Source organism: Streptomyces sp. NPDC096040 (assembly GCF_040303265.1).
Taxonomy (GTDB): Bacteria; Actinomycetota; Actinomycetes; order Streptomycetales; family Streptomycetaceae; genus Streptomyces.
In genome coordinates this window covers 51,019-66,415 of the sequence record NZ_JBEOTA010000006.1, presented here as the reverse complement: position 1 = coordinate 66,415, position 15,397 = coordinate 51,019, and the positions used below count along the sequence as shown (strand labels likewise).

The 15,397-nt window shown below is 69.9% G+C and carries 14 protein-coding genes and 1 tRNA gene; 11 read left to right on the top strand and 4 right to left on the bottom strand.

Features of this window, described 5'->3' with window-relative positions; genetic code table 11:
- From ABTY98_RS09300 to ABTY98_RS09270, 7 genes are all read left to right on the top strand, one after another.
- Nucleotides 1-684, top strand: a complete 684-nt coding sequence (locus ABTY98_RS09300) for a transglycosylase family protein (protein WP_352220266.1) — start codon at nt 1-3, stop codon at nt 682-684.
- Between the two features lie 366 nt (nt 685-1,050).
- Entirely contained in the window at nt 1,051-2,346 is a 1,296-nt protein-coding gene (eno, locus tag ABTY98_RS09295; protein ID WP_352220265.1) for a phosphopyruvate hydratase, read from the top strand.
- A gap of 124 nt (nt 2,347-2,470) precedes the next feature.
- Nucleotides 2,471-2,947: an FtsB family cell division protein gene (locus ABTY98_RS09290; RefSeq protein WP_352220264.1), complete on the top strand. Its 477-nt coding sequence runs from the start codon at nt 2,471-2,473 to the stop codon at nt 2,945-2,947.
- 29 nt (nt 2,948-2,976) lie between these two features.
- Complete coding sequence (locus ABTY98_RS09285) at nt 2,977-3,531, top strand: DUF501 domain-containing protein (RefSeq protein WP_352220263.1); 555 nt, start codon at nt 2,977-2,979, stop codon at nt 3,529-3,531.
- On the top strand, nt 3,528-4,469 hold the full coding sequence (locus ABTY98_RS09280) for a Ppx/GppA phosphatase family protein (protein WP_352220262.1): 942 nt from the start codon (nt 3,528-3,530) through the stop codon (nt 4,467-4,469). The genes ABTY98_RS09285 and ABTY98_RS09280 overlap by 4 nt, the downstream gene beginning before the upstream one ends.
- Nucleotides 4,470-4,899: 430 nt before the next feature.
- Nucleotides 4,900-6,279, top strand: a complete 1,380-nt coding sequence (locus ABTY98_RS09275; protein ID WP_352220261.1) for an NAD(P)/FAD-dependent oxidoreductase — start codon at nt 4,900-4,902, stop codon at nt 6,277-6,279.
- Between the two features lie 293 nt (nt 6,280-6,572).
- Nucleotides 6,573-7,862 (top strand): class I SAM-dependent methyltransferase, encoded by a 1,290-nt coding sequence (locus ABTY98_RS09270; protein WP_352220260.1) that lies wholly within the window; start codon nt 6,573-6,575, stop codon nt 7,860-7,862.
- Between the two features lie 54 nt (nt 7,863-7,916).
- Here the strand turns inward: ABTY98_RS09270 and ABTY98_RS09265 are convergent, their stop codons facing one another.
- Both ABTY98_RS09265 and ABTY98_RS09260 read right to left on the bottom strand, forming a co-directional pair.
- Nucleotides 7,917-10,445 (bottom strand): ABC transporter permease, encoded by a 2,529-nt coding sequence (locus ABTY98_RS09265; protein ID WP_352220259.1) that lies wholly within the window; start codon nt 10,443-10,445, stop codon nt 7,917-7,919.
- Nucleotides 10,445-11,218, bottom strand: coding sequence for an ABC transporter ATP-binding protein (locus tag ABTY98_RS09260; protein ID WP_352220258.1), 774 nt, complete (start codon nt 11,216-11,218; stop codon nt 10,445-10,447). Before ABTY98_RS09260 ends, ABTY98_RS09265 begins: the two co-directional genes overlap by 1 nt.
- 423 nt (nt 11,219-11,641) lie before the next feature.
- Between ABTY98_RS09260 and ABTY98_RS09255 the strand changes: the two genes are divergently transcribed.
- Nucleotides 11,642-11,724: transfer RNA gene (locus ABTY98_RS09255), tRNA-Leu, on the top strand.
- Between the two features lie 47 nt (nt 11,725-11,771).
- On the opposite strand, the gene ABTY98_RS09250 is transcribed toward ABTY98_RS09255, so the two are convergent.
- Entirely contained in the window at nt 11,772-12,023 is a 252-nt protein-coding gene (locus tag ABTY98_RS09250; protein WP_352220257.1) for a hypothetical protein, read from the bottom strand.
- 188 nt (nt 12,024-12,211) lie between these two features.
- Complete coding sequence (locus tag ABTY98_RS09245) at nt 12,212-12,613, bottom strand: helix-turn-helix transcriptional regulator (protein ID WP_352220256.1); 402 nt, start codon at nt 12,611-12,613, stop codon at nt 12,212-12,214.
- Nucleotides 12,614-12,842: 229 nt separating this feature from the next.
- Here ABTY98_RS09245 and ABTY98_RS09240 point away from each other — a divergent pair, with 229 nt between their 5' ends.
- From ABTY98_RS09240 to ABTY98_RS09230, 3 genes are all read left to right on the top strand, one after another.
- Nucleotides 12,843-13,058 (top strand): hypothetical protein, encoded by a 216-nt coding sequence (locus tag ABTY98_RS09240; RefSeq protein ID WP_207921928.1) that lies wholly within the window; start codon nt 12,843-12,845, stop codon nt 13,056-13,058.
- A 69-nt stretch (nt 13,059-13,127) separates the two neighbouring features.
- Entirely contained in the window at nt 13,128-13,346 is a 219-nt protein-coding gene (locus ABTY98_RS09235; RefSeq protein ID WP_351706552.1) for a hypothetical protein, read from the top strand.
- An 88-nt stretch (nt 13,347-13,434) separates the two neighbouring features.
- The gene (locus tag ABTY98_RS09230; RefSeq protein WP_352220255.1) at nt 13,435-15,348 is read left to right on the top strand and encodes a zinc metalloprotease; all 1,914 of its coding nucleotides are present in this window, start codon (nt 13,435-13,437) and stop codon (nt 15,346-15,348) included.
- The last annotated feature ends 49 nt before the right edge of the window (nt 15,349-15,397 follow it).

Genomic DNA, 15,397 nt, shown 5'->3' with positions numbered 1-15,397 from the left:
ATGCTGTTTTCCGGCAAGGGCAAGCACCGTCGTCCGTCCAAGGCCACCCGCGCCGCCGCGCTCGCCGGCGTGACCGGTGTCGCCATCGCCGCCCCGCTGATGGCGTCCGGCACCGCCTCCGCCGCCACCGCCTCCGAGTGGGACGCCGTCGCCCAGTGCGAGTCCGGCGGCAACTGGGCCATCAACACCGGCAACGGCTACTACGGCGGTCTGCAGTTCTCCGCCTCCACCTGGGCCGCGTACGGCGGCACCCAGTACGCCGCGCAGGCCAACCAGGCCGGCAAGGCGCAGCAGATCGAGATCGCCGAGAAGGTCCTCGCCGCGCAGGGCAAGGGCGCCTGGCCGGTCTGCGGCACGGGCCTGTCCAGCGCCGCCTACACCGGCAGCAGCTCGTCCTCCAGCTCCAGCTCGTCGAACAGCGGCGCCAGCAGCCGTACGACCGACACCCAGGCCGCCTCCCGCTCCGCCGAGCGTCCGGCCGCCAAGAAGACCGTCACCACCCCGACCGGCAAGAAGGTCAAGAAGGGCGACGGCGAGTACAAGGTCGTCAAGGGCGACACGCTCAGCTCGATCGCCGAGAAGCACAAGGTCAAGGGCGGCTGGCAGGCGCTGTTCAAGCTGAACAAGGACATCGTCGACGACGCCGACTTCATCTACCCGGGTCAGCAGCTGCACCTGAAGTAAGCGCCCGCGAAGTAATAGGCGGGCGCCAGCTGAACCACAGCGCCCGCACAGCCGTGCTCCTCACAGTGAGGAGCACGTGAGGGCCACCCCCGTCCCCCCACGAGCCCCCGCTCCGGTGCGTTTTCCCCCGTACGCACCGGGGCGGGGTTTCTCTTTGCCGTCCTCTTCTTGACCCGCTCTTCTTCCGTTCTTCATCGGGCCCCCCTTTGTTCCGCGCGTGAACAATGAGTACCGTCTGTGTGTCCACGGGCCGGTCGGTCGGCCGGCTGACGGCCCCGGGACGGTTAGGCTCTAGTCGCAAGGCTGAGCAAGGGCCGACAAGGCCCGCGTGCGCCCGCACAACCAGCGTCACATCCCAAGAAGGAGATGCTCGTGCCGTCCATCGACGTCGTCGTAGCCCGGGAAATCCTGGACTCCCGAGGCAACCCCACGGTCGAGGTCGAGGTCGGCCTCGACGACGGCAGCACGGGTCGTGCCGCCGTCCCGTCCGGCGCCTCCACGGGCGCCTTCGAGGCCATCGAGCTCCGCGACGGTGACCCCAACCGCTACCTGGGCAAGGGCGTCGAGAAGGCCGTCCTCGCCGTGATCGAGCAGATCGGCCCGGAGCTGGTCGGCTACGACGCCACCGAGCAGCGCCTGATCGACCAGGCCATGTTCGACCTGGACGCCACCGACAACAAGGGCTCGCTCGGCGCCAACGCCATCCTCGGCGTCTCCCTCGCCGTCGCCCACGCCGCCTCCGAGGCCAGCGACCTGCCGCTGTTCCGCTACCTGGGCGGCCCCAACGCGCACCTGCTGCCGGTGCCGATGATGAACATCCTCAACGGCGGCTCGCACGCGGACTCCAACGTGGACATCCAGGAGTTCATGATCGCCCCGATCGGCGCGGAGTCGTTCTCCGAGGCGCTGCGCTGGGGTGCCGAGGTCTACCACACCCTGAAGAAGGTCCTGAAGAACAAGGGCCTGTCCACCGGCCTCGGCGACGAGGGCGGCTTCGCCCCGAACCTGGAGTCCAACCGCGCGGCCCTCGACCTCATCCTCGAGGCGATCAAGCAGGCCGGATACGTCCCGGGCGAGCAGATCGCGCTGGCGCTCGACGTCGCCGCGTCCGAGTTCTACAAGGACGGCAAGTACGAGTTCGAGGGCAAGTCCCGCTCGGCCGCCGAGATGACCGAGTACTACGAGGAGCTCGTCTCCGCGTACCCGCTGGTCTCCATCGAGGACCCGCTGTTCGAGGACGACTGGGCCGGCTGGAAGGTCCTCACCGACAAGCTCGGCGACAAGGTCCAGATCGTCGGCGACGACCTCTTCGTCACCAACCCGGAGCGCCTGGCCCGCGGCATCGAGGACGGCGCCGCCAACGCGCTGCTCGTCAAGGTGAACCAGATCGGCTCGCTCACCGAGACCCTGGACGCCGTCGAGCTTGCCCAGCGCAACGGCTTCAAGTGCATGATGTCCCACCGCTCCGGCGAGACCGAGGACGTCACCATCGCCGACCTCGCCGTCGCCACCAACTGCGGCCAGATCAAGACCGGTGCCCCGGCCCGCTCGGAGCGCGTCGCCAAGTACAACCAGCTGCTGCGCATCGAGGAGATCCTCGACGACGCCGCGGTGTACGCCGGCCGCAGCGCCTTCCCGCGGTTCCGCTCTGCGGACCAGTAGGCACAGCAAGGGCTGACCGGGCTGACCCTTACGGGGTCAAGCCTTAGCCAGTCGTACGTACGTCCCCGTACCGGTCCCGTACCGTGTGCGGGGACGTACGCGCGTGTGAACGGGAGGCGGGGACATGGCCGCGAAGGACCGGGACCGGTTCTCCACCGCGACCAGGCTGAAGTTGCTCGGCGAGCAGACGGCGGCCCGGGTCTACCGCTCCCAGACCAGGCGCCAGGCCCGCCGCTCCCGGCTCACCGGCCGCGCCGCGCTGCTCGCGATCGTGCTCTGCACGATGATCGTCGCGCTCGCCTATCCGATGCGGCAGTACGTCTCCCAGCGCGCCGAGATCGCCGACCTGGAACGGCAGCAGGAGCAGGCCCGGCAGCGGGTCGAGCAGCTGCGGGACGTCAAGGCCCGATGGCAGGACGACGCGTACGCCGAGCAGCAGATCCGGGAGCGGCTGCACTATGTGATGCCGGGGGAGACGGGGTACATCGTGATCGACCCCGCCGTCGCCAAGCAGGCGCACGCCAACCTTGGGGCGGCCGACCGGCCCTGGTACGCGAACGTCTGGGACGGCGTCGACAAGTCCGACGCGTCCGACCAGTGAACCGACAGAAAGCCACACAGAACACAGTCATGCAAACGCCTCCGCCCTCCACTCCGCGCACCGAGCCGACCGACGCGGACGTCGAGGCCTTCAAGCAGCAGCTCGGGCGGCCGCCGCGCGGGCTGCGGGCGATCGCGCACCGGTGCCCCTGCGGGCAGCCGGACGTCGTGGAGACCGCGCCGCGGCTGCCGGACGGCACGCCGTTCCCGACGCTGTACTACCTGACGTGCCCCAAGGCCGCGTCCGCCATCGGCACCCTGGAGGCCGACGGGGTGATGAAGGAGATGACGGCGCGGCTGGAGAGCGATCCGGAGCTGGCGGCGGCCTACCGGGCCGCGCACGAGGACTACATCCGGCGCCGGGACGAGATCGAGGAGCTCACGGGGTTCCCGAGCGCCGGCGGGATGCCGGACCGGGTGAAGTGCCTCCATGTGCTGGTCGCGCACTCGCTGGCGGCGGGGCCCGGCGTGAACCCGCTGGGGGACGAGGCGATCGCCATGCTGCCCCAGTGGTGGCTCAAGGGCGCCTGCGTGGTGACAGGGCCGGCCGAGACGTCACGAACAGAGAAGGAACACCAGTCATGACCCGCGTCGCCGCCATCGACTGTGGCACCAACTCCATCCGGCTGCTCGTCGCCGACGCCGACCCCGGGACCGGGGAGCTGGTCGATCTGGACCGGCGGATGGTGATCGTGCGGCTCGGGCAGGGGGTCGACCGGACCGGGCGGCTCGCACCCGAGGCGCTGGAGCGGACCTTCGCCGCCTGCCGGGAGTACGCGGCGGTCATCAAGGAGCACGGGGCGCAGCGGCTGCGGTTCGTCGCCACCTCCGCCTCCAGGGACGCCGAGAACCGGGACGAGTTCGTGCGCGGGGTGCTGGACATCCTCGGTGTCGAGCCGGAGGTCATCAGCGGCGACCAGGAGGCCGAGTTCTCCTTCACGGGTGCGACGAAGGAGCTGACGGGCCGCGACGACCTCGCCAGGCCCTTCCTCGTCGTGGACATCGGCGGCGGCTCCACCGAGTTCGTGGTCGGGGACGAGCACGTGCGGGCCGCCCGGTCCGTGGACGTCGGCTGTGTGCGGATGACCGAGCGGCACCTGGTGCACGAGGGGCACGTCAGCGACCCGCCGACCGAAGCCGAGATCGCCGCCATGCGGGCCGACATCGAGCGCGCCCTCGACCTCGCGGAGCAGACCGTGCCGCTGCGCGAGGCGCGCACCCTGGTCGGTCTCGCCGGATCGGTCACCACCCTCTCCGCGATCCACCAGGACCTGCCGGAGTACGACTCCGCCGCCATCCACCACTCCCGTATCCCCTACGACCGGGTCCGGGAGATCACCGAGGGCCTGCTGCACTCCACCCACGCCGAGCGCGCCGCGATCCCCTCCATGCACCCTGGGCGCGTCGACGTCATCGGTGCCGGTGCCCTCGTGCTGTTGTCGATCATGGATCGGGTGGGCGCGGCGGAGGTCGTGGTGAGCGAGCACGACATCCTCGACGGGATCGCCTGGTCCATCGCCTGACCTTCCCGACCACCTCCGATGAGCATGCGGAACGACGGGTGAGCACCCCGGACGGCCCCTGACACGCCGTGCCACGACACACCGCCGGAAAAGTTCGTGAAGTTCTTCACAAGGAATTCCGTGCAGGTGGGGGGTCGATCCGCCCCGGTTGGGCCGTACGGGGTCTCAACAGGCCCGGGAGCGCGCTCAGGAGAGCGTTCGGAAGGTGTTCCGGGAGGGTCTCGTGAGGGTGACATCCGGTGTCCCGAGGGTGCCCCGGAAGCCTGGAGAGGCAGCTCACGCGGCATTGACAACGGGTCGTATCGGAAGTGGGTTCCCGCTGTTGACCATGACCTGTGTCACGTGGGCGGCGGAGTGTAGCACGACCCCCGCCGAACCTTGTGAAGGGGCGCACGAGCGACCCCCCGGGGGCGGGTGGATACTCGATGCCATGAGCACCACGGAGCGTCCCAGGATCCTCGTAGTAGGCGGTGGGTACGTAGGCCTGTACGCAGCTCGGCGCATTCTCAAGAAGATGCGCTACGGCGAGGCGACCGTCACGGTCGTCGACCCCCGGTCGTACATGACCTACCAGCCCTTCCTCCCCGAAGCCGCCGCCGGCAGCATCTCCCCTCGGCACGTCGTCGTCCCGCTGCGACGCGTGCTGCCGAAGGCGGAGGTCCTCACCGGCCGGGTCACCACCATCGACCAGGACCGCAAGGTCGCCACGATCGCCCCCCTCGTGGGCGAGGCGTACGAGCTGCCGTTCGACTACCTGGTCATCGCGCTCGGCGCGGTCTCCCGTACCTTCCCGATCCCCGGCCTCGCCGAGCAGGGCATCGGCATGAAGGGCATCGAGGAGTCCATCGGCCTGCGCAACCACGTCCTGGAGCAGCTGGACAAGGCCGACTCCACGACCGACGAGGAGATCCGCCGCAAGGCGCTCACCTTCGTCTTCATCGGCGGTGGCTTCGCGGGCGCGGAGACCATCGGCGAGGTCGAGGACATGGCCCGCGACGCGGCGAAGTACTACAAGAACGTGTCCCGCGAGGACATGCGCTTCGTTCTCGTCGACGCTGCCGACAAGATCCTTCCCGAGGTCGGCCCGAAGCTCGGCCTGTACGGCAAGGAGCACCTGGAGAGCCGCGGTGTGGAGATCTACCTCTCCACCTCGATGGACTCCTGCGTCGACGGCCACGTCGTGCTGAAGAACGGCCTTGAGGTCGACTCCAACACGATCGTGTGGACCGCGGGCGTCAAGCCGAACCCGGCGCTCTCCCGCTTCGGTCTGCCGCTCGGCCCGCGCGGCCACGTGGACACCGCCCCCACCCTCCAGGTGCAGGGCACCGACTACATCTGGGCCGCGGGCGACAACGCCCAGGTGCCGGACGTCGCCGCCCGCAAGGCCGGCGTCGAGAACGCCTGGTGCCCGCCGAACGCGCAGCACGCGCTGCGTCAGGCCAAGGTCCTCGGCGACAACGTGGTCTCCGGTATGCGGGGCTTCCCGCAGAAGGAGTACAGCCACGCCAACAAGGGCGCGGTCGCCGGTCTGGGTCTGCACAAGGGCGTCGCGATGATCGTCCTGGGCAAGACGAAGATCAAGCTCAAGGGCCGTCTCGCCTGGTACATGCACCGTGGCTACCACGGTCTGGCGATGCCGACCTGGAACCGCAAGGTCCGTATCTTCGCCGACTGGACGCTGGGCATGTTCCTCAAGCGCGAGGTCGTGTCCCTCGGCGCCATGGAGAACCCCCGCGAGGAGTTCTACGAGGCCGCCAAGCCGGCTCCGGTCGCCGCCCCGAAGACCGAGGAGAAGGCCAAGGCCTCCTAGGTCGGGGACTGCTGGGCCAGGGTCTCCTGAGTCGAAACCTCCTAGGCCAAAGCCCCCTGGGCCAGGGCCTGCCGGCCATGGCCGGGCCTCGGCCAACGGTCGACGAACCACCCGAAGGACCTCCCGCCATCCGTGGTGCGGGAGGTCCTTCGGCGTTCCCGGGAGCAGCCGCAACTGCGTGGCCGCTACAGCTGTTTTGCCCAGCCGTAACTCCTTTGCGGGACTGCGCTGCTGCCCTCACGGTGTTTACGTGGTAACCGGCATCCGGGATCGTCGTCTTGGAGGTGTGCGCCATGGCCGACGCCGCGTCGCGGCTGAGGAGTGTTGCCGAGCAGGTGCTGGGAGTTCCGCTCCCGGTACGGCTGCGGGCCTGGGACGGATCACAGGCCGGACCGCCGGACGCTCCGGCACTCGTGATCCGTAACCGCCGTGCCCTGCGTTACCTGCTGTTCAAGCCCGGTGAACTGGGCCTGGCCCGGGCCTGGGTCGCCGGAGATCTGGACATCGAGGGCGACCTGTACAGCGCCCTGGCGGTGATGTCCGGACTGATCTGGGAGCGCGGGGAGGACGGCCGTACCCTCGGCCAGGCCCTGCGCGACCCCGAGGTGCGGGCAGCCGCCCGGGAGCTGCTGAAGCTCGCCGGACCGCCCCTCCCGCCCACCCCGCCCCGCGAGGAGGTCCGCAGACGCCGCCAGCTGCACACCCGCCGCAGCGACAAACAGGCCATCAGCCATCACTACGACGTGGGGAACGACTTCTACGAGATCGTCCTCGGGCCGTCGATGGTCTACTCGTGCGCGTACTGGGAGGACGACGGCACCCTGGAGACCGCCCAGCGCGACAAGCTCGAACTCGTCTGCCGCAAGCTCGATCTGAAACCCGGTCAGCGGCTGCTCGACGTCGGCTGCGGCTGGGGCTCGATGGCGATCCACGCGGCCCGCGAGCACGGCGTGAGCGTCGTCGGGGTCACCCTCTCCCAGGAGCAGGCCGCGTACGCCCGTAAACGGGTCGCCGACGAGGGTCTGACGGACCGGGTCGAGATCAGGGTCCAGGACTACCGGGACGTCAGGGACGGGCCGTACGACGCGATCTCGTCGATCGGGATGGCCGAGCACGTGGGCGCGGAGAAGTACCTGAAGTACGCGAGTGATCTGTACGCGCTGCTGAAGCCGGGCGGCCGGCTGCTCAACCACCAGATCGCGCGGCGGCCGCAGCGCGACGAGGCGGCCTACCACGTCGACCACTTCATCGACGCGTATGTCTTCCCGGACGGGGAACTCGCCCCGATCGGCACCACCGTCACCCAGCTGGAGCGGGCCGGGTTCGAGGTGCGGGACGTGGAGTCCCTGCGCGAGCACTACGCCCTGACCCTGCGCCGGTGGGTGGCCAACCTGGAGGCCGACTGGGCGCGGGCGGTACGGCTCACCAGCCCCGGCCGGGCCCGCGTCTGGCGGCTGTACATGGCCGCCTCCGCCCTCGCCTTCGAACGCAACCGCATCGGCGTCAACCAGGTGCTGGCCGTCAAGACCCCGGAGCCGGGTGCGTCGGGGCTGCCGCTGCGTACCCGTACCTGGACCCGGTAGGACGGCGAAGGGGCCCCACCCGCACGGTGTGGGGCCCCTTCGCCGTGTGTACGGCTACTCGGACTTGATCGCCGCCAGCATGTTCAGCCTCGCCGCGCGCCGGGCCGGCCACAGGGCCGCCAGGACGCCGACCACGCCGGCCAGCAGCAGGAAGAGCGCCATCCTGGACCAGGGCAGGACCAGTTCGTAGGTCGGCATCTTCGCGCCGACCAGCTGCCCGGCCGCCCAGCCGAAGAACACGCCCAGGCCGAGGCCGAGCACCCCGCCGAAGAGTGAGATGACCAGTGACTCCAGACGGACCATCCGCTTGACCGCCTTGCGGTCCAGGCCGATCGCGCGGAGCATGCCGATCTCCTGCTGGCGTTCGAAGACCGACATGGCCAGGGTGTTGATGACACCGAGGACCGCGACGATCACCGCCATCGCGAGCAGGCCGTAGACCATGTTCAGGATCAGCGTGAACGCCTGTGCGATGGAGTCGGACAGGTCCTGCTTGTCCTGGACCTTGATCGCCGGGTTGGAGCCGAGGACCTTCTCCAGCTTGTCCTTGGCCGCGCCCGACGCGCCGTCCGCCGTCTTGACCATGACCTGCATGTCGGCGGGGTCGGTCTCGTGCGGGGTGAGGGTGGCGTTGTCGACCATGATCCCGCGGATCATCTCGTTGCCCTCGTAGACCCCGGCGACCGTCAGCTTCTGCGCCTTGCCGTCCTCGTAGTGGACGGTGAAGCCGGAACCCGCCTTCCAGCCGTGTGACTTGGCCGTGTCGTCGTCCACGACCACGTCCGAGCCGCCGACCCTGAAGGAGCCGCTGTCGACCGTGAGGTCGGTCAGCTTGCCGATCGCCGAGCCGTTGACGCCGGTGAGCGACTCGGTGTCGCCGTCGATCCGGGAGGCCGCGTTGCGCAGCGGGCTGCTGGCGCTCACCCCGTCGGCGGTCGCGAGCTTCTTCGCCACGTCGGGGGAGAGCGCGTTGCCGTTGGCCATCGAGACGACGTAGTCCGCGCGGATCGCCGAGCTCGCCATCTTGTCGATCGACTTCTGCAGACTGCCCGCCATCACCGTCATACCCGTGATCAGGGTCAGGCCGATCATCAGCGCCGAGGCGGTCGCGGCGGTACGGCGCGGGTTGCGCACCGAGTTCTGCCGGGCGAGCTTCCCGGCGACACCGAACCCGCGCAGCAGCGGGGCGGCGGCCGCGATCAGCGGACGGGACAGCAGCGGGGTCAGGACGAACACGCCGATGATGAGGAGTACGGCGCCCAGGCCCATCGGCGCCTGGCCGTCGGAGCCCTCCATCGTCGTCGCCGCCAGGATCACCGCGACGCCCGCCGCGGAGAACAGGGCGCCGATCGTGTTGCGCAGCACCAGCGACTTGGTGGTCGGGGCCGAGTGGAGCGCGCTCATCGCGGCGACGGGCGGGATCTTCGCGGCCCGGCGGCCGGGCAGCCAGGCGGCCAGCATGGTGATGACGACGCCGACGGCGAGGGCGGCGGCCACCGTGCCGGGGCTGACGACCAGCGGGCCGTCCGGGACGGTCGCGCCGAACGAGCCCAGCAGCGCGCGCAGTCCGGCGCCGATGCCGATACCGGCGACCAGACCGGCCACCCCGGCCACCGCGCCGACCACGAACGCCTCGATCAGCACCGAGCGGGTGACCTGGCGGCGGGAGGCGCCCACCGCCCGCAGCAGTGCCAGCTCCTTGGTGCGCTGGGCGACCAGCATGGTGAAGGTGTTGGCGATGATGAACGTGCCGACGAACAGGGCGATACCGGCGAAGACCAGCAGGCCCTGGCGCAGGCCGCTCATGCCGTCGGCGATGGACTTCGCCTGGTCGTCGGCGAGCTTCTGGCCGGTCGTGGTCTTCACGAGCTTCTTCGGCAGCGCCCGGTCCAGCTGGGACTTGAGGGTGGCCTGGCCGGTGCCGGACTTCGCGGTCACGTCGATCTCGTCGTACGCGCCCTTCTTGCCGAACAGCTGCTGCGCGGTCGCCGTGTCGAACAGGGCGAGGCTGCCACCGGCCGCGACATTGCCGTCGTCGGTGGTGAAGATGCCGGCGACGGTGGGTGTGAGGACCGGGCCGTTCACCGAGACGCGCACGGTGTCGCCGACCTGGTAGCTGGCCCGCTCCGCGGTCTTCGAGTCGATCAGCACCTCGTTCGCGCCGCTCGGCGCGTGCCCGCTGACCAGCGGGTAGCGGGCGTCCTTGGTGCCCCAGTAGTTGCCGCCCTCGGACTGCCAGCCGACGCCGATCAGCTTGCCGTGCTTGTCCGCGATCGCGGTGAAGCCGGAGACGACCCCGGTGGCGGAGGCCGCCCCGGGGACCTTCGCGGCCTTGCCGAGCATGGCCTGGGTGAGGTCGGGCGTCCTGCCGACCTGGTCGCCCTTGGAGTCCTGGTACTCGGCGGTGACGGCGACGTCGACGCCCTTGAAGCCCTTGGCGGAGCTGTTCTGGTAGGCGTCCGAGATGGTGTTGGTGAAGACCAGGGTGCCGGAGACGAAGGCCACGCCGAGCATCACGGCGAGCACGGTCATCAGCAGCCGGGCCTTGTGCGCGAGGACGTTGCGCAGGGCGGTGCGGAACATCAGCTGGTACGGCCCTTCGCGTCGAACTGCTTCATGAAGTCCAGGACCGTCTCGGCCGTCGGCCGGTACATCTCGTCGACGATCCGGCCGTCGGCGAGGAACACCACCCGGTCGGCGTACGCCGCGGCGACCGGGTCGTGGGTCACCATGACCACCGTCTGGCCCAGTTCGCGCACCGAGTTGCGCAGGAAGCCCAGCACCTCGGCGCCGGAGCGGGAGTCCAGGTTTCCGGTCGGCTCGTCACCGAAGATGATGTCCGGCCTGGAGGCGAGCGCGCGGGCGACGGCGACGCGCTGCTGCTGGCCGCCGGAGAGCTGCGAGGGCCGGTGGCTCAGCCGGTCCTTCAGACCCACCATCTGGATGACGCTGTCGAGCCACTGCTTGTCCGGTTTCCGCCCCGCGATGTCCATCGGGAGGGTGATGTTCTCCAGGGCGGTCAGCGTCGGCAGCAGGTTGAACGCCTGGAAGATGAACCCGATCTTGTCCCGGCGCAACTTGGTGAGCTGCTTGTCCTTCAGGGAGCCCAGTTCGGTGTCGCCGATCCGCACGGAACCGGAGGAGAAGGTGTCGAGGCCGGCCACGCAGTGCATCAGCGTGGACTTGCCGGAGCCGGACGGCCCCATGATCGCGGTGAACTCGGCCTGCCGGAACTCGACGGTGACGCGGTCCAGGGCGACCACCTGGGTCTCGCCCTGGCCATAGATCTTGGAGAGCTCCGTGGCGCGAGCGGCCACGGAGGTGGTCCGCCGGTCGGCGATGGGTGTGGTGGACACGGAAGGGCGCTCCTGTCGGGACGACGGCTTTCATGGGGACCTCACCATCGTCTCGGCCGTACGGGCCCGTGTAGTCAGCCGCAGTTCCGGTTCCGGGGGCGACCAAGGGGGGACCGGGAGCGCGCCGTGTCATACCTGGGGATGACGGCGGACCCTTGGGCCCGGTCCGGTCCGGTGACCCGGAACCGGTCGTTCCCACTCGTCGAGAACAGGTGGAGCCCCCTTGTTCGGACGGTGAAATTCCGTCATTCCGCGTACGCGTGCACCCACCGCGCGTAACGCTATTGGCAAGTGCGGATGGGCCGTTCCGGAGGCTGATGCACCCTCAGACGTCAATAAAATAAGACAACATCGGGTCGGCCGTCCGCTGTTCGGGGGACGCCTCCCGATAGGCTCGGAATCTCGTAGCGGAGCCCATGGCCTGCCCGGATGGTGGAATGCAGACACGGCGAGCTTAAACCTCGCTGCCCCTCGCGGGCGTACCGGTTCAAGTCCGGTTCCGGGCACTTCCGCGCTCTCTCGGGGGCGGCGGCTCGTCCCCCGGAGTGTCGGCTCATCCCTCGTAGACGGTCAGGACCGCGCCGTCGACCTCGATGCGGCGGCCCGCGCGCATGCCGTTGCGGCGCAGCGCGTGCAGGCACTCCTCGAAGAGGGTGAGTTCGCCGGCGGCCAGGATGGCGGCGGCCAGGTCCAGGAGTTCGGTGACCGAGGCGTCGGTGAGGACCTCGGGCAGTTCCCCGGACAGCAGGACGACGGACTCGCCGTCGGGTCCCCGGACCACGGCCGTCGCCGGTCCGCCGTGCACGAACAACACATTTCCCCCTGAGAGCCCGTGGTCGTGCGGCTCTCGCGTCCCGGGCAGGACGAGAGACTAGCCCTGGATCTTGGTGCTTTCGGGCGGAGTTGGATTCTTTTTCCGACTTGGCGGAAGACCGTCCCGGAACGTTCGAGGAGCGGTCCGCCGACGGACCGGAGGTGGCCAGGAGGCGGTCGTCACTCCTTGGCGGGTCTGGAGGAACGGTCCAGCAGGGACTCGACCAGGGCGGTGACATGGCGGCGGTCGTCCGCCGACAGCTTCTGGACACTCGCGATGAGCAGCGCGACCTCCGGGTCGGCGGCGCCGCCGTTCGCACCGGCGTCCGCGTCCGGCGAGGTGTCGTACACATGGATCCCACACGCCTCGGCGGCGGCCCTGCGCACCCGCTCCAGCGGGAGCTCCAGCCCCTTGGCCAGGCCCTCCAGGGTGGTCGACTGGGGCATGCGGACCACCCGCTCGGTGGTGGCCAGGTGGTGGACGGTGGAGCGGGGGATACCGCCGCGCCGCGCCACGTCACCGTAGGACCAGCCCTTGCGGTCGAGGTGCTCACGGATCAACTGCTGCAGTGCGTTGGCCACTGACCGTCACTTCCTGCTCGCCGCCTGCGGAGTCCGCCATGTCGCGCCGATTCTACGGTCGCCACCGCGATCGGCCGAGAGGGTGATTTCCCGAACGGGTTGCGCAGGGGGTCCCCCAGGCCCTAGTGTCCAATCTCGTTGGACAGCTCGTCCGACCAGATTGGACAGAGTCCGGGGGGAACCTGACTCGGTCCGATCGGAAATGTCTATCCCTGAGGGGGAAAAGATCATGATGGACGCCCATGAGCTCGAGGCCGAGTCCGCGGAGCTGCTGCCGGGCCGTGAGGCCCTGGGCCGGCTGAAGTTCGGCTTCGGCAAGACGGTCAACGTCACCAAGCACGTCGCGAACATCTCCGCCCACAACGAGTCCGCCGCGCTGAACGACCACTCCTCGTGGTCGGTGGCCGACTCCGGCGCCGCCCAGACCATCAGCGTCACCCAGTAACACCGCCCCGGCGCACGGCGTCGGTGCCGACCTCGACCTCACCGCACACGAAACGAAAGGACATCCGTCATGAGCATGGACATGAACGAGCTGGAGAACGAGTCCGCCGAGCTGCTGCCGGGCCGTGAGGCCCTGGGCCGGCTGAAGTTCAGCTTCGGCAAGACCGTCAACGTCACCAAGCACATCGCCAACATCGACGCGTCCAACCAGTCCGCCGCCCTGAACGACCACTCGGCGTGGTCGTCCGCCACCTCGCAGGCCGCGCAGACGATCAGCGTCACCCAGTAGTCCCCGGGAGCGCCACCGCCGTCGCCCCGGCGGTGGCGCTCTTGGCGATCGGGGGGAACTGCATGCGGGATCCGGGGGTAGACCACATATGACGGTGCTCGGAGACGGGACCGCCGCACTGTACGACACGGGCCCGGTGCCCGGACCCGGCGGCTGGCCGGTCACCTACGAGCAGGTCGCGACGGGCAACCTGCCGGTGGTCGACCCGCCGTCGCCGGTCCCGAGGCCGAGCGCGGGACTGCGGCTGCACGGCGAGTACCAGGGATCGGGATTCACCGAGCCCAAGTACATCGCCCGTCGGGGGGACGGGCAGGTCGTGCAGCTGTCCAGGCTGCTGTACCTGGTGGCGTCGTCGGTCGACGGCGTCCGCGATGCCGAGGCCATCGCCCACCGGGTCAGCGCCCGCTTCGGCCGCGAGGTCAGCGGGGAGAACATCCGCTACCTCGTCGAGAAGAAGCTCGAACCGCTGGGAGTGACGGTCCCGGAGGGTCAGGAGGACGACGAGGTCGACGCCCCGCGCTCCGACCTGCTGCTCGCCCTCAAGGGCCATCGGGTGATCTTCGACGAGCGGCGTACGGCGCGGATCGCCCGTTCGCTGGCCTGGCTGCACCGACCGGTGGTGGTGGCACTGGTGCTGGCCTCGGCCGTCGGCATGGACGTCTGGCTGTTCGGGTTCTTCGGGGCGATAGAACCCGTCCTGGAGGTGCTCGACCAGCCGGTCCTGATCCTCGTCGTCTTCGTGCTCACCGTGGCCTCCCTCGTCTTCCACGAGTTCGGCCACGCCTCCGCGTGCAGATACGGCGGAGCCCGCCCCGGCTGTATCGGGTGCGGGCTCTTCCTCATCTGGCCCTCGATGTACACCGACGTCACCGACGTCTACCGGATCGGACGGGCCGGCCGGCTCCGCACCGACCTGGGCGGCGTCTACTTCAACGTCGTCTTCATGCTGGCCATGGCCGGCGCCTACTTCGCCACCGGGGCGCAGTTCTTCCTGGCCACGGTCTACCTCGGGCACTTCGAGATCCTGGAACAGCTCATGCCGGCCGTACGGCTGGACGGCTACTACATCCTCGGCGACCTGGCCGGGGTCCCGGACCTGTACGGCAAGATCAGGCCGATCCTGCTGGCCCTGGTACCGGGACCGAAGGGGGACAAGGCCCGCGAGGAGGTCGCCGGGCTGAAGAAGTCGGCGCATGCCATCGTCGCCACCTGGGTGCTGACGATGGTCCCGCTGATCATCGGCGAACTCGGGTACGCGCTGTGGAACCTGCCGCGGATCCTCACCACCATGACCCGCTCCCTGACCGGGCAACTCCTGGGCACCGGCTCGGCGTTCGTGGACGGGAAGATCGTCGAGGGGCTGGTCGGGACCATCGGCTGTGTGATGCTGCTGTGCCCGATGGCCGGTGTCGTCTATCTGTCCGTGAAGATCGGCGGCCGGATCTTCCGGGCCGCGAAACGCACCACCGCGGGCCGGCCGGGGCTGAGGCTCGCGGTCTGCGCCCTCGCCCTCGCCGGGCTCACCGGTCTCAGTTACGCCTGGGTCTCCGGGGTGACCCCGAAGCCGCTGCCCAAGCAGCCGCCGATCGCGCCGATCCTCCAGCCGGGGGTGCCGACCGAGGAACCGCCGGCACGGCAGGCCACGACCCCGGACCGTCCGACGGGTTCCGGCAGCCCGTCGGACCCGGCGGCCGGCGTGCCCGCCGCCTCGGCCGGGGCGAGCGCCGGGCCCTCGCCGACGGCGCCCTCGCACCGGGAGTCGGCCTCGGCTTCGCCGTCCGCCTCGGTGCCCGGCGGTCCCGGCGACGGTGCCACCAGGTCGCCGGTGCCGTCCAGCGGGGGAACGGTCGCCGATCCGGTGCCCTCGCCCTCGGGTGGGACCGGCACGACGGAGCCCGAGCCGTCGCCCTCGCCGTCGGAGAGCGTCCCGGCGTCCCCGGCGCCCAGCCCGCCCCCGCCGCCGGTGAGCGACTCGCCCAGCCCGGCCCCGGCCACGTCCTGACGAGGCGGGCACCACGTCCTGACGCGCGGCACCGTGCGGCAGTACGCCG

Coding starts and splice junctions, on each gene's coding strand:
- ABTY98_RS09300 (WP_352220266.1), top strand. CDS start 1: ATGCTGTTTTCCGGCAAGGGCAAGCACCGTCGTCCGTCCAAGGCCACC.
- eno (WP_352220265.1), top strand. CDS start 1,051: ATGCTCGTGCCGTCCATCGACGTCGTCGTAGCCCGGGAAATCCTGGAC.
- ABTY98_RS09290 (WP_352220264.1), top strand. CDS start 2,471: ATGGCCGCGAAGGACCGGGACCGGTTCTCCACCGCGACCAGGCTGAAG.
- ABTY98_RS09285 (WP_352220263.1), top strand. CDS start 2,977: ATGCAAACGCCTCCGCCCTCCACTCCGCGCACCGAGCCGACCGACGCG.
- ABTY98_RS09280 (WP_352220262.1), top strand. CDS start 3,528: ATGACCCGCGTCGCCGCCATCGACTGTGGCACCAACTCCATCCGGCTG.
- ABTY98_RS09275 (WP_352220261.1), top strand. CDS start 4,900: ATGAGCACCACGGAGCGTCCCAGGATCCTCGTAGTAGGCGGTGGGTAC.
- ABTY98_RS09270 (WP_352220260.1), top strand. CDS start 6,573: ATGGCCGACGCCGCGTCGCGGCTGAGGAGTGTTGCCGAGCAGGTGCTG.
- ABTY98_RS09265 (WP_352220259.1), bottom strand. CDS start 10,445: ATGTTCCGCACCGCCCTGCGCAACGTCCTCGCGCACAAGGCCCGGCTG.
- ABTY98_RS09240 (WP_207921928.1), top strand. CDS start 12,843: ATGATGGACGCCCATGAGCTCGAGGCCGAGTCCGCGGAGCTGCTGCCG.
- ABTY98_RS09235 (WP_351706552.1), top strand. CDS start 13,128: ATGAGCATGGACATGAACGAGCTGGAGAACGAGTCCGCCGAGCTGCTG.
- ABTY98_RS09230 (WP_352220255.1), top strand. CDS start 13,435: ATGACGGTGCTCGGAGACGGGACCGCCGCACTGTACGACACGGGCCCG.